Source organism: Taklimakanibacter deserti (assembly GCA_003574785.1).
In genome coordinates this window covers 254,338-273,732 of sequence record QORU01000008.1, presented here as the reverse complement: position 1 = coordinate 273,732, position 19,395 = coordinate 254,338, and the positions used below count along the sequence as shown (strand labels likewise).

Annotated in this window: 23 protein-coding genes; 18 read left to right on the top strand and 5 right to left on the bottom strand. The window is 62.1% G+C overall.

Translation table 11 applies throughout. The annotated features are described in order from the left end of the window. Positions 1-86: 86 nt before the first annotated feature. The 7 genes from DS839_RS18640 to DS839_RS18610 all read left to right on the top strand — a co-directional run bounded on the left by DS839_RS18640 (position 87) and on the right by DS839_RS18610 (position 3,612). Positions 87-515, top strand: a complete 429-nt coding sequence (locus DS839_RS18640; RefSeq protein ID WP_162918652.1) for a MarR family winged helix-turn-helix transcriptional regulator — start codon at positions 87-89, stop codon at positions 513-515. 60 nt (positions 516-575) lie between these two features. Next, the gene (locus DS839_RS18635) at positions 576-968 is read left to right on the top strand and encodes an SRPBCC family protein (RefSeq protein ID WP_119271950.1); all 393 of its coding nucleotides are present in this window, start codon (positions 576-578) and stop codon (positions 966-968) included. 214 nt (positions 969-1,182) lie between these two features. Continuing rightward, on the top strand, positions 1,183-1,527 hold the full coding sequence (locus DS839_RS18630; protein WP_119271949.1) for an AtpZ/AtpI family protein: 345 nt from the start codon (positions 1,183-1,185) through the stop codon (positions 1,525-1,527). A gap of 59 nt (positions 1,528-1,586) precedes the next feature. Continuing rightward, a complete protein-coding gene (locus DS839_RS18625; RefSeq protein WP_119272083.1) occupies positions 1,587-2,297 on the top strand; it encodes a F0F1 ATP synthase subunit A in 711 nt (236 codons plus the stop codon). A 41-nt stretch (positions 2,298-2,338) separates the two neighbouring features. After that, positions 2,339-2,563, top strand: a complete 225-nt coding sequence (locus DS839_RS18620) for a F0F1 ATP synthase subunit C (protein ID WP_119271948.1) — start codon at positions 2,339-2,341, stop codon at positions 2,561-2,563. 75 nt (positions 2,564-2,638) lie between these two features. Further along, positions 2,639-3,124 carry a F0F1 ATP synthase subunit B family protein gene (locus DS839_RS18615; protein WP_119271947.1) on the top strand — a complete coding sequence of 162 codons (486 nt, stop codon included), beginning with the start codon at positions 2,639-2,641 and terminating at the stop codon, positions 3,122-3,124. A gap of 2 nt (positions 3,125-3,126) precedes the next feature. Continuing rightward, positions 3,127-3,612, top strand: coding sequence for a F0F1 ATP synthase subunit B family protein (locus DS839_RS18610; protein WP_119271946.1), 486 nt, complete (start codon positions 3,127-3,129; stop codon positions 3,610-3,612). A 280-nt stretch (positions 3,613-3,892) separates the two neighbouring features. Here DS839_RS18610 and DS839_RS18605 read toward each other — a convergent pair whose 3' ends face one another. Next, positions 3,893-4,945, bottom strand: coding sequence for a helix-turn-helix domain-containing protein (locus DS839_RS18605; protein ID WP_119271945.1), 1,053 nt, complete (start codon positions 4,943-4,945; stop codon positions 3,893-3,895). Positions 4,946-5,221: 276 nt separating this feature from the next. On the opposite strand from DS839_RS18605, the gene DS839_RS18600 reads away from it, so the two are divergent. The 3 genes from DS839_RS18600 (at position 5,222) to DS839_RS18590 (ending at position 7,326) form a co-directional block, all read left to right on the top strand. Continuing rightward, entirely contained in the window at positions 5,222-5,944 is a 723-nt protein-coding gene (locus tag DS839_RS18600) for a hypothetical protein (protein ID WP_119271944.1), read from the top strand. A gap of 69 nt (positions 5,945-6,013) precedes the next feature. Next, positions 6,014-6,535, top strand: coding sequence for a hypothetical protein (locus DS839_RS18595; protein ID WP_368911738.1), 522 nt, complete (start codon positions 6,014-6,016; stop codon positions 6,533-6,535). A 74-nt stretch (positions 6,536-6,609) separates the two neighbouring features. Further along, positions 6,610-7,326, top strand: a complete 717-nt coding sequence (locus tag DS839_RS18590) for a hypothetical protein (protein WP_119271942.1) — start codon at positions 6,610-6,612, stop codon at positions 7,324-7,326. A 50-nt stretch (positions 7,327-7,376) separates the two neighbouring features. Here the strand turns inward: DS839_RS18590 and DS839_RS18585 are convergent, their stop codons facing one another. Then, positions 7,377-7,685 (bottom strand): helix-turn-helix domain-containing protein, encoded by a 309-nt coding sequence (locus DS839_RS18585; RefSeq protein WP_162918650.1) that lies wholly within the window; start codon positions 7,683-7,685, stop codon positions 7,377-7,379. Positions 7,686-8,036: 351 nt separating this feature from the next. Here DS839_RS18585 and DS839_RS18580 point away from each other — a divergent pair, with 351 nt between their 5' ends. From DS839_RS18580 to DS839_RS18560, 5 genes are all read left to right on the top strand, one after another. Further along, positions 8,037-8,471, top strand: a complete 435-nt coding sequence (locus DS839_RS18580) for a DUF2721 domain-containing protein (protein WP_162918649.1) — start codon at positions 8,037-8,039, stop codon at positions 8,469-8,471. Positions 8,472-8,722: 251 nt separating this feature from the next. Continuing rightward, positions 8,723-9,508 carry a DUF2092 domain-containing protein gene (locus DS839_RS18575; RefSeq protein WP_368911723.1) on the top strand — a complete coding sequence of 262 codons (786 nt, stop codon included), beginning with the start codon at positions 8,723-8,725 and terminating at the stop codon, positions 9,506-9,508. Further along, a complete protein-coding gene (locus tag DS839_RS18570) occupies positions 9,505-9,789 on the top strand; it encodes a hypothetical protein (RefSeq protein WP_119271939.1) in 285 nt (94 codons plus the stop codon). Before DS839_RS18575 ends, DS839_RS18570 begins: the two co-directional genes overlap by 4 nt. Positions 9,790-9,988: 199 nt before the next feature. Next, on the top strand, positions 9,989-10,762 hold the full coding sequence (locus DS839_RS18565) for a hypothetical protein (protein WP_119271938.1): 774 nt from the start codon (positions 9,989-9,991) through the stop codon (positions 10,760-10,762). A 163-nt stretch (positions 10,763-10,925) separates the two neighbouring features. Then, complete coding sequence (locus DS839_RS18560; RefSeq protein ID WP_162918648.1) at positions 10,926-12,077, top strand: patatin-like phospholipase family protein; 1,152 nt, start codon at positions 10,926-10,928, stop codon at positions 12,075-12,077. 31 nt (positions 12,078-12,108) lie between these two features. Here DS839_RS18560 and DS839_RS18555 read toward each other — a convergent pair whose 3' ends face one another. From DS839_RS18555 to DS839_RS18545, 3 genes are all read right to left on the bottom strand, one after another. Then, positions 12,109-13,269 (bottom strand): AraC family transcriptional regulator, encoded by a 1,161-nt coding sequence (locus tag DS839_RS18555; RefSeq protein ID WP_368911722.1) that lies wholly within the window; start codon positions 13,267-13,269, stop codon positions 12,109-12,111. 237 nt (positions 13,270-13,506) lie between these two features. Continuing rightward, positions 13,507-14,064: a hypothetical protein gene (locus DS839_RS18550; protein WP_119271936.1), complete on the bottom strand. Its 558-nt coding sequence runs from the start codon at positions 14,062-14,064 to the stop codon at positions 13,507-13,509. 143 nt (positions 14,065-14,207) lie between these two features. Beyond that, positions 14,208-14,738, bottom strand: coding sequence for a DUF992 domain-containing protein (locus DS839_RS18545; protein ID WP_162918647.1), 531 nt, complete (start codon positions 14,736-14,738; stop codon positions 14,208-14,210). Positions 14,739-15,197: 459 nt separating this feature from the next. On the opposite strand from DS839_RS18545, the gene DS839_RS18540 reads away from it, so the two are divergent. From DS839_RS18540 to DS839_RS18530, 3 genes are read left to right on the top strand one after another with little or no spacing between them, the layout of a single operon-like run. Next, on the top strand, positions 15,198-17,423 hold the full coding sequence (locus DS839_RS18540; RefSeq protein WP_438816530.1) for a DUF3604 domain-containing protein: 2,226 nt from the start codon (positions 15,198-15,200) through the stop codon (positions 17,421-17,423). A 38-nt stretch (positions 17,424-17,461) separates the two neighbouring features. Then, the gene (locus DS839_RS18535) at positions 17,462-18,358 is read left to right on the top strand and encodes a peptidylprolyl isomerase (RefSeq protein WP_119271933.1); all 897 of its coding nucleotides are present in this window, start codon (positions 17,462-17,464) and stop codon (positions 18,356-18,358) included. Then, entirely contained in the window at positions 18,348-19,388 is a 1,041-nt protein-coding gene (locus DS839_RS18530) for a HupE/UreJ family protein (protein ID WP_368911737.1), read from the top strand. Before DS839_RS18535 ends, DS839_RS18530 begins: the two co-directional genes overlap by 11 nt. The last annotated feature ends 7 nt before the right edge of the window (positions 19,389-19,395 follow it).

The window sequence follows — 19,395 nt, the reverse complement described above, 5'->3', positions numbered from 1 at the left end:
CGAGCACGGTGCCTCATCGTTACGCACTTGCCGGAAGCGCGTCCACCCTCTGGACTCCGGCAAAATAGTCTGATATCGTACTATCCGTGACCGAGCTGACGCGGAACAATATCGGCTTCCTGCTCGCCAAGGCGTCGCAGCGCTGGAACGAGCTTCTCTACGAAGGGTTCCGCGCGGAAGGTTACCCGCAGGTGCGTCCTTCCTTCGGCGCCATATTGGTGCCGCTCTATGAGGAGGATGGCCTTCGGCTCAGCGAGCTTGCCAGGCGCGCGAAGCTGTCGAAGCAGACGATGACGACCATGATCCGGCTCATCGCCAAGGCGAAGCTCGTTACGACGCGGCCGGATCCCGAAGATGGCCGGGCGACCTGCGTGTTCCTCACTGAGGAGGCTCGCCGGTTCCGGCCCGTCGCGGAGAAGGTCTTGGCCCGGCTCGAACGGCGCGCCCTCAAGGCCGAGGGACGCGAGAATCTCGACCAGCTGCGCCGCTGGCTGCACCAGTTCGCCAACATCTGACCGCCAGACAAGAGGCATTGCACCAGAATTAGTACGATATCGAACCAAATGGAGAGACCGATGAATACCAATACCCACACACTCCCCCTCGCCGCCTCGAAGGATAAGGCATTCGCCTTCCTGTCGAAGATCGAGAACCTGCCGAAATGGGCGACGCGCTTCTGCAAGGAGTTGAGGCAGGACAAGGCCGGGCGCCACAGGATCGTGACGCCGCAAGGCGAGATCTTCTTCCGCATCGAGGCCGACGCGCGAACCGGCGTCATCGACATGTATGGCGGCCCCGGCCCCGATGCGATGGCCTATTGGCCGGCGCGCGTGGTCGAGCGGCCGGGCCATGGCAGCCTGTTCATCTTCACCGCCATGCAATATCCGGGCGTTTCCGATGCCGACTTCGCCGCCCAGTGCGAAGGGCTCAAGGCCGAGTTCGAACACGTCAAGGCTTACGTCGAATGAGCGCCGAAGCGTGGGGCGCGGGGCGAGGCCGCGTGGTGTTTGCGGCAAACCTCGCGCGCGAATCGCCGCATCGTCACCGGGCCATCAAAAGACCAAGCAAATCAACGGCTTGAATCGAGGATGCGTTCCTTGACACCATTTCGCCCAATCTCTATGGTGCGCGCGATTTTGAGGGGGCGTTCACGCCGCATCAGTCATTTTCTCGAGCGGGCTCATGAACACATCGGATGACCGGCTCAAGGATCTGGAAAAGCGGCTGGACACCAGTCTGAGCCAGCGCAAAGGCGAAAAGCCCGACACGACCGAAGGGTCGGCCGCGGGTCTTGCCATGCGGGCGGTGACCGAGCTCTTTGTCGGCATCGCGGTCTGCATGGGCCTGGGCTGGATGGCGGACAAATATTTCGGCACGGCGCCGTGGGTCATGCTGGCCCTCATGCCGTTCGGGATCGCTGCGGGGGTCGTCAATGTGATGCGGCTCTCAAAGAGCAAACAGGCTGAGGAGGTTCTGGGCGGCAAAGGCCCGGTGGCTCCATCGGTCAAAGACGATGACGAGGATTGAAGGTGTCAACGACCACAACCGAAGCAGCAGCGGGCGCGGCAGCCGAACACGGCGAAAAGATCATCGACCCGATCCATCAGTTCCAGATCAACAAGATCATCGATCTCGGGCCCTTCTCGCTCACCAATTCGGGCCTGTGGGCCATCATCGCCGTCGTCTGCATCACGCTGCTGTTCCTGCTCGCGCCCAAGAACCTCATCCCGACCAGGCTGCAGTCGGTCGCCGAGAGCATCTACGAATTCATCCACAACATGACGGAGGAAGTGCTGCATGAGAATGCCCGCACCTACTTCCCCTTCGTGCTGACCCTCTTCACCTTCATCCTGTTCTGCAATGTCCTGGGGCTCATCCCCTATTCCTTCACGGTGACGAGCCACATCATCGTGACGCTTGCGCTCGCCCTCGTCGTCTTCATCGGCGCCACGATCATCGGCTTCATGCGCAACGGCTTCGGCTATCTCAAGCTGTTCGTGCCGTCCGGCGTGCCGGCCGTCCTCCTGCCGCTCGTCGTCGTCATCGAGATCGTGTCCTATTTCATCCGCCCGATGAGCCTCTCGATCCGTCTCTTCGCCAACATGATGGCCGGCCACATGATGCTCAAGGTGATGGCGGGCTTCGTCGTCATGCTCGGCATCACCGCCGGCTGGCTGCCGCTCATCGCCATGGTCGGCCTCTATGGCCTCGAGCTCCTGGTGGCGGCGCTGCAGGCCTATGTCTTCGCCCTTCTCACCTGCATGTATCTCAGCGATGCCATGCATGTGGACCACTAATCACTGAACCTTAGATCCATCCATTCAACAGGAGACGTAAAATGGAAGTTGATGCAGCAAAGATGATCGGTGCGGGTATCGCGGCCATCGCGCTCGGCGGCGCCGGCGTGGGTATCGGCCACATCTTCGGCAATTACCTCGCGGGTGCGCTCCGCAATCCGGCGGCCGCCGCCGGCCAGCGCGGCACGCTGTTCCTCGGCTTCGCCTTCGCCGAAGCGACGGGCCTGATCGGCTTCGCCGTCGCCATGCTCATTCTCTTCGGCTGATTGAAGCTTAAGCCTTCGCCAACCGGCAGGGCCCACGCCTTGCCGGCCAATGGATCATGAAGAGGCGCTAGAGACATGCCGCAACTCGACGTCAATGCCTGGCCGCCGCAGCTCTTCTGGCTCGCGGTGACCTTCCTTGTCCTTTATTTCATCATCTCGAAGATCGTGATCCCGCGCACCGGCGGTGTCATCGCCGGCCGCCAGAACCAGATCGACAGCGATCTGGCCTCGGCCCAGCGCTTCAAGGCGGATACGGACAAGGCGGTCGCCGAATATGAGAAGGCGCTGGCGGAGGCGCGCGGCAAGGCGCAGGGCATCGCCAAAGAGACGCGCGACAAGCTCAATGCCGAGGTCGACAAGGAACGCAGCAAGCTCGACGGCGAGCTCGGCGAAAAGATCGCGGCCGCCGAGAAGGCGATCCAGGCTACGCGCAGCAAGGCGCTGGCCAGCGTGAGCGACCTTGCCACCGATATCGCGGCCGACATCGTCAGCCAGCTCACCGGCACCAGCGTGACGAAAGCGGATGCGGCCAAGGCCGTAGCCAAGGCGCAAGGGAACTGACCATGTTCGGACATGCGGAAACCTGGGTTGCCGTCGCCTTCGTGCTTTTCGTGGCGCTTCTCATCTATCTGAAGGTGCCGGCGAAGGTCGCGGCGATGCTCGACGAGCGGGCGGCGCGCATCGCCAAGGAGCTGGCGGAAGCCAAGCGGCTGCGCGAAGAGGCGCAAGCGCTCCTCGATGAATACAAGAAGAAGCGCGTCCAGGCCGAGAAAGACGCCGAGGACATCGTGGCCCTCGCCCGCAGGGAAGCGGAAGCCTATGCGCATGAGACCCGCGCCAAGCTTGCCGAGACGCTGGAGCGGCGCACCAAGCAAGCCGAGCAGAAGATCGCCCAGGCCGAGCAGCAGGCGGTGAAGGACGTGCGCACGGCGGCGACCGATGTCGCCATCAGTGCGGCGAGCGAGCTCCTGGGCGTCGCGGCGGAAGGCGCCAAGGGCGCCAAGTTCATCGAGGAATCGATCAATGCGGTGAAGTCGCGCCTCAACTGAAGCACAGCTTCATACGAGACACGAAACCCGGCCATCGCGGCCGGGTTTTTTTTGCGCGCCGGTGAGAGGCGTTCTCCAGGTGTCGTGCTGCTCGCCAGGAGAGCGCTATGTGGGGCGTGATCGAATGCCGAACGGCGGCGGGTTCAATCAAGCTGCCGCGACGCATCTAGAGCAAATCCCGCCAAAGTTTGCAGACTTTGGCGATAAGGATTTGCTCCAAGATATTGATTTTGGCGCGAATCCTTTTCGGCGAAGTGATTCCACTTCGCCGGGATGCGCGCTAAGTGAATGCGTGCAAATGGCGGTATTCCGATGGCGCGATCCCCGTCCACCGCCTGAAGGCGCGCGTGAAGCTTGCAGCATCGGCATATCCAAGGTCATAAGCGATATCGATGAGCTTGCACCGACGGTCCTTGAGAAGATGCGTCGCGATATCAAAACGTGCTCCTTCGACCAATGTCGAGTAGTCCACGCCGCGTTCGGCCAATCGACGCTGCAAGGTGCGGACGCTGATGCCCGCTGCCGAAGCGATCCAGGTGATGTGAGAGTGACCGTCTCTCAGAAACATGCGAACGAGTTGCCCGACGGAGTCGGGAAAATCGAGCGCCGGGGCGGTGGAGACGAACGCCTCATATTCCCGCCGTCCTGTGTCGATCCGGGCCAGCCGGGCGCGCTCGATAGGCGCGCTGAGGAGCGCGCGGTCGAAGACGATCGCCGACACGTCCTGGCGGCGGACCGGCAGCCCGCCAAACGCATGGGAATCCCCTGCAAAGGCGTCCCAAAGCGTCGTGCCCAGGTGAATTTCCGTGGGCATCCAGGCCGGACCCGCCGCGAAACGGATGCAGTCGATCAGGAGCATCAGCGTGTACTGCTCGCCATGCTGCCGCCCTGGGCCCACATTCGGCCCGTATGCCGTACAGACGCGCGCTTTGCCGTTCCAGGTATCCGCCCAGATGAATTGCGCCGAATTGTAGAGATGAATGACCTGCGAGATCTTCGTCAGCGCATCATACAGGGTTAACGACTGAAGGATCAGCCGGCCGAATGCGCCCAGCTCCGGAAGATGTGTCTCGCGCCCGACCAGGACGCCGAGGTCCCTGAGCCCTTCGGTGCGGGCGATCCTGTCGATAAACAGGAGCCCTTGATTGAGGGGAATGAGGCTCTCGGGATCGGACAAGGTTTGATAGGGCAGCCTGACCTCGGCCATCCGTCGCTCGACCGGCGCCCCGATGCGTTCGCAAAATCCAATGAAGGGAAGCAGCGAGCTCGTCCGCACCAAAGGTATGGAGTCCCCGGCCCTGTCGGCTTCCGCACTTTCGCTTGACGATGCCATCGTGTCCCTGCCGCCCCGATCGACTTCCGCGCCCCACGATGGCCAGACATTAGACCGGTTTGGCGCCAAATGCCAAGAGAAAGCCGGCGAGGTGACATAGAACGTGTCGTATCGTTCGGATGAACGCGGCGGAGCTGTGTTGCTCGAGGAGAACACGCGGAAGGAGGAGGCATAGTCATGCGCGCGCTCAAGACGTCACGTCGATCGTGCGAGACCGGCGTGTCGCTTCTTCTGCAAAGCCGTCTACACAGCGACATAATGAGCCTGGGAGGGCATATGGATCTTACGCGCAGAATGCGTCTGGTGTTGGCGGCGAGCGCAGGGTTGCTCCTTGCCGCCTGCCAGATCGAGGCGACGACGCCGATGCGGACATTCGATATCACGAATGTCGTCCAGACGGGCGTGCCGGTCGCCGTCAATGCGATGCTTGCGGCAAGCTTCGCCTCCAAATCCTGGTGCGAGGATGAGGGAGCGATGGCCATAGCTGCGCTCGGAAGCGCCACGGCGCCCATCCAGCCCGTCAGCTGCAAGGCGGCCGGAAGCAAGGGTGCCGGCACGTTCCGGCTGACGACGAATATGGTGCGGACCAATGGCGCCCATAATTCCGGCACCGTCGTCGAGGAGGTGCTGGGCGATGATCTGGTCCGATTTGCGGTATTTCCGCATGGGAAACACAAGGACCTGTTGTCGGTCGGCATCTTTCTCAATGTCGCAAAGCTCGAGGCCGCCAAGGCCCGGCTCCTGCAGATGCCGGTGTTTCAGGCCGGCGGCGATACGAGCGAAATCACACTGGCGCTCAGCATCGACGTCACCAACGACCTCCCGCACAGTGCCAAATTCTACCTGAAGGACGTGGGGGCCGGCGGCGATCTGCCTGCCGATGACTCGGTGCTCGAAATCCCGGCGGGCGGGGCGGACACGATCACCTTGGACGCCGAGACCCAAGCCAAGCTGATGCAGCAGGGCTGGGTTAATTTCTTCGCGATGGCGGCGCGCTGAACCCGCCGCCGGAGCCGGAAACCGTGTTGCACCACGTGAGATAGTCAGGAACAGAGGAGTTCATTGAACATGACGACGACGAGACGAACTTTTGTTGCGGGCTCCGTGATGGCCGCGCTGCCGCTTTCTCTGGCTGCGGCGCTCGCCGAGGACGCCAAGCAGGCCGATTTCCTGTTCGTTCAGACCGCGAAAGGAATGACCTTTGACAAGGCTGCGAGCAAATTGACGCTCGAAGGGGTAAGTCCGGTGACGGTGATGTTCACCGACCGGCCCGAGCGCATTGCCTCGCATATGAGAACCGCCGCCTTCGTCCCTTTCTGGAGTCAAGGGAAGGACAGTTTCCTGTCCGATCCGCCAAACGCGGATATTTCGATACTCGAGGGCGACAAGCTTCAGCAGATTGTCGTCACGTTGATGGATCCCGTGCTTGATGGCGACCGGTTGAGCTATGGCGTCAAAGTCCTCGAGGGAGAGATGCCCGCGAAGGCCGCCGATGTGTCCGTCTTCATCGATGTCATCGGCATGCCGTTGACTCCGCTCTCCTATGCCGGTGTTGCGCGGCGAACCTGGCGGCGCGCCGTCCTGTATTGATCCTCCCGTCCGACCCTCTGCCGCGCACGATCCCGAGAACGTCCATATTGCTCACCACCGCAAGGAGAGACGACATGAAATTCAGAGTGACCATGAGCTTGATGCTCATCGCAGCGGGCTTATCGCTCGGTCCCGCTCTCGTAAATGCCGCCGAGCCCGCCAAGAAGGCCCATATCCCCTTGGAGAAGACCATCGGAACCGTGAAGGCGACCGCCCCGGTTCCCTCTCTGGCCGTCCTCAACTCTGAGGGAGCCACGCTGGCCGACGGCAAGCTCACGCTGACAGGCGTGTCGACGAACACCATCGTCTTTGCCGATCGCCCCGTGCGCTCGGCCGGCCACCAGACGACGGCACAGTTCATCATGCAGTGGGACGAAGGTAAGGACAGCTTCGCCGTCGATCCACCGAACGCCACGGTTTCAGTGCTTGGAAGCAATGGCTCCGGCGTGAGCGATGCCGTTGTCGTTCTGACAAAGCCCAAGCTCGACGGCACGACCCTTACTTTCGATGTAAAGACCCTCGAAGGCAGCCTCGAAGGGGCCAACGGTCCGGCGGCCCTGTTCATCGACTGGTTCGCCGCGCGCGGTCCCATGGGCGGTGTTGCCGTGGGCGGCGGCTTCCACGGCTACGGCTATTGGCATGCGCCGGTCTACCACGGAGCCTGGTATGGCGTGCATCCGGGCGTCGTCGCCGGCGCCGCGGCCGTAGGTGCCGCAGTGGGCGCCGCGGCCGTTGCGCCGTATTATCCGCACTATCCCTGCGGCTACTATCCCTATCCTGCCTGCTACTGATGCCTCGGGCAGCGACCGCGCCGGCGGAAATCCGCCGGCGATCTGCGCGATCATTCGAGATCGGATCGTGGCGGCGGGACTGAACCGGATGTCCCCATCTTGGTGAGGTCTATGCGCGACTTCTGGTCGAATGCCCTGACCTGAGAGGGGGAAAAACCTGTCCATCTCTTGAAAGCGCGATCGAAGTTCGCGGCATCGGCATACCCAAGCCTGCGGGCAATTTCGGAAAGCTTGATCGATCGATCATCGATCAAGGCGAGTGCGCTCGCCAGGCGCACTTCATCGACGAGCTGCGAATAACTCACACCCGTTTCGGCGAGGCGGCGCTGCAGCGTGCGCACGCTCATGCCGACGATCATAGCGGCGCTCCCGATCCCGGACCTGCCATGGGGAATAAGCCGTTGTATGACTGTCCTCATTGCGGTCACAGGGTCAGCTCGTATCGAGCCTGATGCCGCCGGGACTCTCGATTTTCTGTTCATCGCGTGGGCTGCGCCCGTTTCTGACCTAAGGATGTTTCGCGCTCCCTGCCAGTCGCATAGCTAATGCAATCCGCTGAGCCCCGTCTTGACGTTCGGTGCCACGAGCATGCACAGACTCCAAATATCCAGCCGGCTCCGGTCAAGATGGCGCGAGATGACAAGAGGCATTGCCATTTCGCTGGTAGCACTTGCCGACGGTCCGGTTATCGAGGGAGTAAAAGTGCCGGCATGATGCCCGTCGAACCGACAACGGCCGATCACCTTGCCCTGGTCCTCTCGCATGTCATCGCGCCGTCCTTTCTACTCGGCGCGGTGGCGGGCTTCGTTTCCATATTGTTCACGCGGATGACCCATATCCTCGACCGCCTGCGCAGCCTCAACGCCGTTCCGGATGAGGGACATGCCCGTTCTCCGCTCAAGGCCGACATTCCTCGTCTCGCGCGGCGCGCCAGGCTGATGAACAGGGCAATGTTTCTATCCGTCTGCAGCGGCATCGTGGCGACCATCCTCATCGTCCTGGCTTTCGCAAGCGCATATCTCGGCATCCAGCATATCTGGGGAGCCGCGATCCTTTTCATGCTCTCACTCCTCCTGCTCGGCGCGGCGCTCGTCGTGTTTGCCGCCGAGATCCGGATTGCACTTACCGATTATGACCACCACTGATTGCGCTCGATCAACGGCCGGCACGGCCGTCCTGCCGGGTCGCGCCGGACGGAGCCATCGGAAATCGGGGCGAATGGCGCGAACTGATAAGACGCTCCAGAAGGCCGGATGATACTTTCCAGGGCCAGACGGGAATTCACGGACGTACGGCGAGTAAAACAGCCGCGGCGGGCCTTATATGCACATTGCCGTCGTGACTGAAGCGAGCCAGGGAGAACTCGATGAGCCGAAATGCAATATGGAGACCACATGTGCCGGTCCTTGGCAGATGGATCGCAAAACTGCTGTTGCCTCTGTCGATGGCGATCTTTGTCGCGTCAGGCGCGTGGGCCCAGGACAACGAGGCCACGAAGATCCTGAAGGCGATGTCGGACTATGTTATCAGCCAGAAATCCTTCTCCGCCAAGTTCGATGTCGATATCGAAGTAATCACGCCGGCGATCCAGAAGATCCAGTTCGCCAGCTCCGGCGAGGTGCTCGTGGACCGTCCGGGCAGGCTCAGGGTCACAAGGAAGGGCGGCTATGCCGATGTCGAGCTCGTCTTCGACGGAAAGACCATCTCGGTCCTCGGCAAGCATGAAAATGCCTATGCGCAGGCAGACGCCCCGGCTACGATCGACCAGCTCGTGGATCTGTTGCGGGATAAATATGCGGTCGACATGCCCGGCGCCGACCTGCTCCTGTCGAATGCCTATCTGGTTCTGAGCGAAGACATCCTCGATGCCAAGTATATCGGTCATGCGGTCATCGATGGGGTCGAGAGCGATCACCTCGCTTTCCGCAACCAGGATACCGATTGGCAGATCTGGGTAGAGCGGGGCGAGCGGCCCATTCCGCGTAAATATGTCATCACCAGCAAGGCAGTGGCCGGCGCGCCGCAATACACGCTGCGCATCACGGAATGGAAATCCGATGCGCAGATAGATTCCAATGCTTTCGAATTCAAGCCGCCTGCCGAAGCCAAGAAGGTTGAAATCGAGGCCTTATCCGGCATCGACGAAGTGCCCGCGGGTGTCGTTGAGGGAGAAACGAAATGAAGAGCACGATTGGAACATTCTTACGTATCACCCTGGCCGCCGCCGCCGGTATTGGCTGTCTGCTCCTCAGCGACAAGCCAACGCTGGACAAGCCCGGCTCGCTGTTCTCGCAGGCCCACGCCATCGTCGGGCGCCCCCTCACTCCCTTGAGCTACGCGGGCGTGGCGCGGCGTACGACCAGGCGCGCCGTGGCCGTGGGAGCGGCCGCGGCGACCGTCTACAGACCCGGTTGCGTGCAGGCCGTGGACGCTTATGGCCGGATTTATTGGCGCTGCCCGTAGCGGTTGCCGCAGGCCGGTCGGCAGGGGCGAACCGGTCGGGGTGCTCATGCGGGCACCCCTCGCCGACCGAGGCGCTTCATGGCTTAATGGTGCGCAAGCCGTGCGAGCATCATGCACACAAGGGACCGAAGGCCAATGGACGGAGGGTCGGTAATTGCTTATCGTAAACACGCGCCGACTTCCGAGGGGAGTACCTAAAATGCCCAAGAAACTGATATTGGCGGCCATCGCTCTTGCGGCCGCAGCGCCCATGGCCAGCGCGGCGGACCTTCCCACCCCGCCGGCGGAAGCCGACAGCGGATGGAGCATCACTTTCGCGCCCTATGTCTGGGCTGCCGGCATGGACGGCAAGGTGGCGCAATTCGGTCTGCCGGAAGTCGACGTCGATGCGAGCTTCAGCGATGTGCTGAACCACTTCGATATCGGCCTCATGGGTGCCGGTGAAGCGCGATACGGCCGCTTCGGGGTCGCCACCGATCTGCTCTGGGTGAAGCTGTCGGCCGATGCGGATACGCCGCTTGGCCTGCTCGCCAACAGCGTGGATGCGGAAGTCGAGACCCTGATGTTCACCGCAGTGGGGTCCTACAGCCTCTTCCTGGACGAGACGGCAAATCTCGACATCGTGGCCGGCGGACGGGTCTGGTCCGTCGATACCGATCTCGACTTCAAGGGTGGTCTCCTCGGCGGCCAGACCGCGAGCGACGGGGATACCTGGGTCGATCCGCTCGTCGGCCTGAAGGGCCGGGCGAATTTCACGCCGGAATTCTACATTACGGGCTGGGGTCTCATTGGCGGCTTTGACGTCTCCTCGGAATTCATGTGGGACGTCATGGGCGGCCTGGGCTACGCGCCGAGCGACGGCTTCTCCATCGTTGCCGGATACCGCGGAGTCGGCGTCGACTACCGCAACGACGGCTTCGTCTACGACGTGGTCCAGCACGGGCCGATTCTCGGCTTTGTATTCAACTTCTGAGAGGCGGCGCTGCTCCAATCAGCGCCTCGAACCAATGGTCATTTCGCAGATGCCGAAGGCCGTGCGGCCGGTTGCCGACGATCCCAGTGCGCGGCGCCGGAATGTCTTTCTCTGCCGGTTTGGAAAGATTGCCCGTGCATGTGCCGGTGCCGCACTGGTGATAATGGCCGGCGCCTGCGCATCGAGCGACGCCCTCAGGGATCCGGTTCCCAAGGGTCTCGTCGATCGAGCCACTGTCGACAATCTCGAGGGTATCCGTTTCTGGGGCGACGCGCCTCCGGGCACATACCGTTCCATTGCCGAGGCACGCATTGCGCAGCTGGAGAAGAAGTATGGAGCTTCAGGTCTCAAGGGCAAGAAAGTAGCGGTCGAGTCTCTGTCCCTGTCGGGCGGGGGCGATGACGGCGCCTTCGGCGCCGGGCTCCTGGTCGGCTGGAGCGAAAGCGGCACGCGGCCGGAATTCGAGATCGTAACGGGGATCAGCACCGGCTCCATGATCGCCCCCATGGCATTCCTTGGGCCGCGTTACGATGGGATGCTCAAGGAGGCCTACACCACAGTCTCCTCGAAGCAATTGGTGAAGACGCAAGTCCTCTCCGCGCTCCTGGGATCGTCCGACGGCCTTGCCGATCCTAGGCCGCTCGCCAACATGATCGCCCGCTACACGAGCCAGAAAATGCTCGAGGAGATCGCCGCCGAATATCGCAAGGGTCGCTTCCTGCTGATCGGCACGACCAATCTCGATGCCCAGCGCCCGGTGATTTGGGACATCGGAGCGCTCGCCAACAGCGGCAGACCGGATGCCTTGCAACTCATGCGAAAGATTATTCTTGCCTCTGCATCCGTGCCGGGCGCCCTGCCGCCGGTCGAGCTCAAGGTCGCGGCGGATGGGAAGTTCTATGATGAAATGCATGTCGATGGCGGCGTGACCCGCCAGGTGTTTCTCTACCCGCCGGGTTTCGAGCCGGAGATCATCGACGAGGCCTTGGGGTGGAAGCCCGCGCGCCGCGCTTATATCATCCGCAACGGCAAGGTCTCGCCGGAGTTCGCCGTGACCAAGGCGAAGCTCCTTCCGATCACTTCGCGCTCGATCTCCACTCTGATCAAGACGCAAGGTGTGGGAGATCTTTACCAGATCTACCTGACTACAAAGCGGGATCGTGTCGATTACAATCTCACCTATATACCTGCCGATTTCGCCATGCAGAGCAAATCCGCATTCGACAAAGCCTATATGAATGCGCTCTTCAAGCTGGGCTATTCTCTCGGCCGCGCAGGGATGAAGTGGGAGAAGTCCCCGCCCGGATGGGAGTGAAAGGGTAGGATTTGAGGGCGCTTTACATGCCTCAAGACTCGCCGTCATGACCGGTCACGCCAGTTCCGCCTGTGGTGCGAAATTCACGTGGTCCCATGCCGGTCGCCTTTCGAAAGGCCCGCGAAAATCCGGCTGGAGATGAATAGCCCAGATCTTCCGAAATGCTGATGATCGACACGCTCCTGTCTCGCAACAGTTCGGTTGCGCGCCGAATTCTTACGTCACTCGTAAGGCTGCGAAAGTCAGTGCCAGCGTAATGAAGCTCCCGCTGCAGTGTCCGGACACTGGTATCCATCGATCGCGCGATGTCGTCGATCGATACATTGCCAGCAAGTAGCTGGGTACGGATCTGCTCCTGGGCGACGTCGAGCAAGTTTCGTGGAGCGCCGCCAGCCCGGTCGCGCGCGACATCGTCTATCGTCACGATTGATCGCGATGCGCGCTTCGACACAGCCGCCATGCGGTGCCGCTCAACGATGACCGCCACTGTGGGAGCGTTGAAAAGGACCGGGCACTGAAACACATCTTCAAAAAGAGAGGCTTGGCGTGGCGTTTCGATATCAAGCTCGACGCGCAGCGGTCGCCAATTGTCGGGCAAATATGCCTTGAACAGGCTCAACAGCTCGCCAGCGGCGGCGCTCGCGACAACGCCATATCCTTGAGAACCGGCCAAGGCAAAGGCATAACTGTATCGGACTTCATCGGCAAAGGTTGTGACAGACAATCGGTCATAGGTGCTGTGATAGCGCAAGGCTGCAATGCTGCGCGTGATGGCCTGGCCGAGGGTGTCGGCTCCAAACACATAACGTCCGAAGGTGCCGTAGGCGGCGGCGTTCATGCTGGGAGCGAGCAGGAGCCCGAGATTGGGATCGCCGGCCGCTCTTGCCATTGCCTCGACAAAGCCCACCACCGACTGTTGAGGTATGAAGCAATTTCGATCCTCAATCAGTTCGGCATCGAACCCCGCGGCGCGATTGGCGCATTGCAGGGCCTTCTCCCCGATTTCACCTCGTATGAACGCGGGCAGACCTTGCAAGACATGACTGGAGATCACAGGGACTTCGACTATTTGACGATGCTCCTGAGCGGGGCCGTTGGCGCAAAATGGATGGCTTTTGAATATCGGCCGGCGCCAAGCGTGGCAAGCGGTATTCTCCATACGTCCCGTCCGCGCATCGGTGCGGGCGCGCAACGCTCACGCTCCCATCATCAAGCGCGCGCTTGACGCGCGAGCGCCTTCCTGGTCGATGCATCGGAACACTTCTAGGAAAGTGCCGGGAATACGGCCGGTTTCTTGGCGTGCGCTACGCCGCCGTCCAGAGCATCAGGCGTTCTTATGGAATCGCCCCCGTGCTCCACCTCCTTGTTTTTGCGCATCGGCTTGGCCGGAAACCGGGAAGGCCGGCCCCGAGCTTTTAGGACCGATGCTCTAATTGATCGGGGTTACCTTTGTCAGGACGGCCCGCACATTGGCGACATCCGCCGCGTCCCCGTAGAACCGCACGAGACCTTTTTCCTCTGCGGTCGCCCCGTCGACCTTTCCATCCAGGAACGCGCGGATAACCTTCTCCTCCGTCACGATCACCAGGTCATCTGCCTCGGGTCCTGCAACGTGACTTTGCATGGTGATGCCTTCGGGGCCGACCTTGAACCGCGTCCACAGCACCTGCGGTATCAACACGACGGAGACGACCCTGCCGCTCTGCGCCAGGCGCGGATCCGCAAGATTCGCGCCGAACGACTTCATTGCCGCCGTCGCACGATGAAATGCAAACAGTCCCGAGCGCAACGGATCGGCGGCGGGCAGCAAGCCTGCAACCTCGGCCTGTGAAACGGCTGTACGCACGTAAAGCGCGTCCGGGTAGACCCAATTGAGCGACCCCAGCGCGATGGACTGCGGATTGTCGTAGCCGCAGGCGTTAACCGTACCCGGTTGCATCCCGGCGGCGGCAAGACAGGCTACAAAAATGGCCGAGCGCAACTGCATGCATTCACCCCAATCGATGAAAATTCCCGATCCTGCTCCGCCCTAAAGTGTGATGGCTTCAGATGGAATCGCCATCACGCTTTACCTTTTTGATTGCGCATGACCTTTTTGGAAAACCGGTATTCACGTTATCGGATCAAGCGCTAGTCGACGGCCCTGAGCGTGACCTTGGCGATGCCGGCGGCGAAGTTCACACCGCTCTGGGTCTGCAGCGAATAGGGCTGAAGCACATAGGCGCCGTTGAAGCCGCCACTGAGGTCGTTGGCGCCGAACCCCTCGCCCAGCGACGCATTGGCGACCGCGCCCACATAAGTTCCCGCCAGAAAGCCGCGCGGCGCAGCATCCTGCTTTTCGACCGCCACGACGACCCAATTCAGGTGCCCGCCGCTGGTCGTGCCGAGCTCGAGACCCACTTCCTCGATCTTGCCGGCATAATCTTCAGGCGCACCGCCGGCATCGGGCATGTAGCGGCATTTCAGCGTCTGCTTCTCGGTGAAGATCAGACCGATGCCGGCGGAGATGTCGCAGGACAGCACGCCATAGCGCACATGCGGCCCCCCGGCGCCGGCGGGAGCCCGGGCAAGCGACAGGGCCGCGAGCGCCAGCACGAGCGTCAGGCAACGCGGCAGCAAACGCGCCTGCAGGCGCATCAGTCTTGGAAGTCCGGTCATCATTGATCCACTCCTTCGATAAAACGGCCTTCGGGCGTCACTGCTTGCGCCCTCGATCGATTGTGATTTGTCGCGGCCACAAGCTAAAAGTGCGGCTGGTTCTATGGCGCCGGCTGCGAAATCGTGGAACGCATCCGTATTCATGTCCCCAGCAAGTCGATTTGATCGATCCTACTGCGGCGTGAAGGCGCTGTCTTGTCACTTCACGCCAGGCGCCTTCGCATGTCGCTGCCCGCGTCGCCCCACGCGACCGGTTGCAGTTTTGAGTTTGGCGTAAAATGCCAAGACTGCTGGAGGAGATCTAGCTAGTCTTTCGAACGCTTGGTGTCAGCGGGGGCCCGGGATTTCGCATCTCAGGCAGGTGTCGGCGGCATGTCGATGGAAGCTGACCGCTCGTTGCGGATTTCGGAGGACAAAATGGTTAATCTGCGGATTTCTTCTTGTGCAAAGTGGATGGTGCGGGTGAGCGCCCTGGCCATTCTGTCAGCTTGTCCGGCGCTGGCGGACCCCAATCCCGACAGGGACGTTTTCTTCGGCGAGCAGCACCTCCATACGAGCTGGTCCTTCGATGCCTATATTTTCGGCGACACAAAGTCGACGCCGGCTGATGCCTATAACTATGCCAAGGGCAAACCGCTCAAGCACGCGCTGGGCTTCGAGATGAAGATCGAGCAGCCGCTCGACTGGATGGGCGTCACCGACCATTCCGAATATGTCGGCGTGGTCCAGCAGGCGAACGACCCGAGCACGGCGCTCGCCAAGAGCGCGCTCGGCAAGGAATTGCAGGTCAAGACGCCGGCGGATATCCAGCGCATCTACCTGCTGCTCGGGCGTACGATGACCGCGAACAAACCGATCGCGCAACTGGTTTCGCCCGAGCTGATGTCGTCGGTCTGGGACCGCAACAACGAGATGGCGGATGCGGCGAACGAGCCAGGCAAGTTCACCGCCTTCAACGCCTATGAATGGACGTCGACGCCCAACAGCCGCAACATGCACCGCAACATCTACTTCAAGGACAGCAAGCACCTGCCTCCCTATCCGTTCTCGTCCTTCGATTCGCAGGCCCCGGAAGATCTGTGGGCCTGGATGGACAAGCAGCGGGGAGAGGGCATCGAACTGCTCGCCATCTCGCACAACGCCAACCTGTCCGACGGCCTGATGTATCCGACCGAGGTGGACATGAAGGGGCGCCCGATCGATGAGGCGTGGGCCGAATCGCGCGTGCGCAACGAGCCGCTGATCGAGATGAAGCAGATCAAGGGTGCCTCCGAGACTCACCCGCTGCTCTCGCCGAACGACGAATTCGCCAATTACGAGATCCTGTCCTACCTGCTCGGCTTTCCGGAGGGCCGCTTCGACGGGATCAAGGGCAGCTTCGTGCGCGATGCTCTGCGCAACGGCCTCGCCATGCAGGATACGCGGGGCTACAATCCCTACAAGATGGGCTTCGTCAGCGGTTCGGATTCGCACAACGGCGCCGCCCCCTACCGTCAGGACAATTTCTTCGGCGGGCACGGCGCGGGCGACGGCGACATGAAGGGCCGCATGGAAGGCAAGATATTCGCCGGCATGGACCCCCGCTTCCTCAATCCCGCGGGCCTGAGCGCGCTCTGGGCCGAGGAGAACACGCGCGCTTCGCTGTTCGAAGCGATGAAGCGCAAGGAAACCTATGCCACCAGCGGAACGCGCATCAAGGTGCGTTTCTTCGGTGGTTACGATTTCACCGATCGCTCGCTCTGGGGCGATCGCTGGAGCGAGTTCTGGGTCACGGAGGCCTACAAGAGGGGCGTGCCGATGGGATCCGATCTACCGTCAGACAGCGGCGGGAAGGCTCCGTCCTTCCTGGTCTGGGCGGTGAAGGATCCGACCTCGGGCAACCTCGACCGCGTGCAGATCGTCAAGGGCTGGTCGTCGAGCGGACAGTCCTTCGAGAAGGTCTATGACGTGGTGTGGTCCGGCGACCGTAAGCCGGATGCGGTGACCGGCAAGGTGCCGGCCATCGCCTCCACGGTCGACATCGAGAACGCAACTTACGAGAACTCCGTCGGCTCGTCGGAACTCAGCATGGTCTGGACCGACCCGGACTTCGATCCGTCGGTGCATGCCTTCTATTATGCACGCGTGCTGGAGATCCCGACCCCGCGCTGGACCACGATCCAGGCCAAGGAAGTGGGTATCAAGGTGCCGAAAGTCGTGCCGGCCACGGTGCAGGAGCGCGCCTGGACCTCGCCGATCTGGTATGCCCCCGGCAAGGCCAAGGAACGCGCCGCGGCGGGCGTCCGCATCGCCGATATAGGCACCGGCGGCGAGGCTCTCGACCAGCAGGCGCTAACCGCGCTGACGGTCGGCAAGACGGCATGGCTGAAGAACCTGGTGAATGGCGCCATGTATCGAATGGTATGGGACGCGAACGGGCAGCGCCTGATGCACAATGTCGATCCCGGCCAGGCGCTGCCGCAGCATTTCGGCGACGCGGTGGAGAACTCGGCTTTCGGCATTCCGGTGGCCTATGAGGTCACCGACGGCAAGATCGTCGAGAACTTCGGCAATGAAAAGTTGAGCTGGACCGCCTACAAGGTCGGCGAGCGGACGCTGTTCGCGCGGAGCGACGAGTTCGGTTACGCCAACTATGAAGTCGTTCCGGCGCCTGAAACGCTGGTCGACCTCAACAAGGACAAGCGCTGAGCGCCGCCTCTGCTCAGCTTGCGAGCAAGGGGCGCTGCGTGAGTCATTCCAACCCTTCCTTCCTGAAGCGGCTCGTCTGCGAGCCGCTTCTGCATTTCGTGCTGATCGGCGCGGCGCTCTTCTTCATCGGCAACCGAACGGCGCCGGAGGACGCTTCCGCGAGCAACGAGATCGTCATCACCGAAGGCGATATCAACCAGATGCTGGTGTCGTGGCAGGCGCAGGGCCGGCCGCCGCCCTCGGCCGAAGCCATCCGCAGCATGGTCGAGGGAAAGGTCCGGGAAGAAGTGCTCTACCGCGAGGCGATCGCGATGGGGCTCGACAAGGAAGATACCATCGTCAAGCGGCGACTGGCGCAGAAGATGGATTTCCTGGCGGAGGACCTGTCCTCGCTTCAGGAGCCGACGGCGGAGGAGCTGCGCAAGTGGTTCGAGGCCCATCGCGACGAGTTCGCGCAACCGCCGCGAGTGAGCTTCCACCATGTCTATTATTCCTTCGACGCGCACGGAAAGGAGGCGCGCGCCATCGCCGCGCGGGAAGTCGCGGCCGCCGCCGGGCCTCAGAACGGCGATCGCTTCATGTTCCAGAACTCCTATGCGGAGCGCACCGAGGCCGAACTCTATTCGATTTTCGGCCCGGCCTTCGCGCACGACCTTTTTACCCTCGAACCCGGACGCTGGGTCGGACCCGTCGAATCGGCTTACGGCTGGCACGCGGTCTTCGTCGAGCGCAAATCGCCGCCGGTCCTGCCCGCCTTCGCGGAAGTCGAAGAGGACGTGAAAGCGGCCTATCTCGCGGCGCGCCGCACGGAATTTCGCGAGGAGGCCTACCGGGTGATGCGCGAGAAGTACAAGGTCGTGCTGCCGAAGTTCGAAGCGCCGGCAGCGGCTCCCGATGCGGCTGTACGGGAGCAGGGCAGTGGCGATGCAAGCTGACCAGGCAGGCTGGTCCTGCATGCTGTCCCGCATGGCACTGAAGCTCCTCGTCCTTCTCTGCCTGGCGGCGGCCTGCATGCCGCCATCGGCCGAAGCGCATGAGTCCCGGCCCGCTTATCTCCAGATGCGCGAGACGGGGCCGGGCCGATTCGACGTGCTGTGGCGCACGCCGGTCAATTCGGAAATGCCGCTGCTGGTCATGCTGCAACTGCCCAAGGCGGCACGGAATGTGGGCGAGCCGGTGATCCAGCGGCTGAACGATTCCACGATCGAACGGCGCCGGATCGAACTGCCCGGGGGCGAACTCGCGGGCCAGCGCATCGATTTCGTGGGCCTGCAGGCGACGATCACTGACGTTCTGGTCCGCGTCTCCTGGCTCGACGGCCGGCAGGTCACCGAAATCGTCAGGCCCGCGCAGCCGTGGCTCGAGCTTTCGGATCGTCAGAGCACCTGGCAGGTCGCCAAAACCTACGCGGCATTGGGCATCGAGCACATACTGATGGGCATCGACCATCTGCTGTTCGTCGCCGGGCTGATGATCATCGTCCGCTCGACCCGCTCGCTGATCAAGACCATCACCGCTTTCACGGTCGCTCACAGCATCACGCTGGCGCTCGCCACGCTGGGTTATGCGTCGGTTCCCGCGGATCCGCTCAACGCCGCCATCGCCCTTTCGATCCTGTTTCTGGGAGGCGAGGTCGTGCGCTACTGGCGGGGCCAGACGAGCTTCACGCTGCGCCATCCCTGGATCGCGGCGTTTGCCTTCGGGCTTCTGCACGGATTCGGCTTCGCCAGCGGACTGATCACTGTTGGATTGCCGAGCGGCGACATTCCCTTGGCGTTGCTGGCCTTCAACATCGGCGTGGAGATCGGCCAGCTGGCCTTTGTGCTGATCATTCTGCTGCTCCATCGCGCGCTGCAAGCGCTGCGGTTCGATTCGCCCGCCTGGGCCCGCTATGTGCCGGGATATCTGGTCGGATCGCTCGGCGCCTACTGGACGATCGAGCGGGCGGCGCTTCTTTTCCGATAGGCAACGA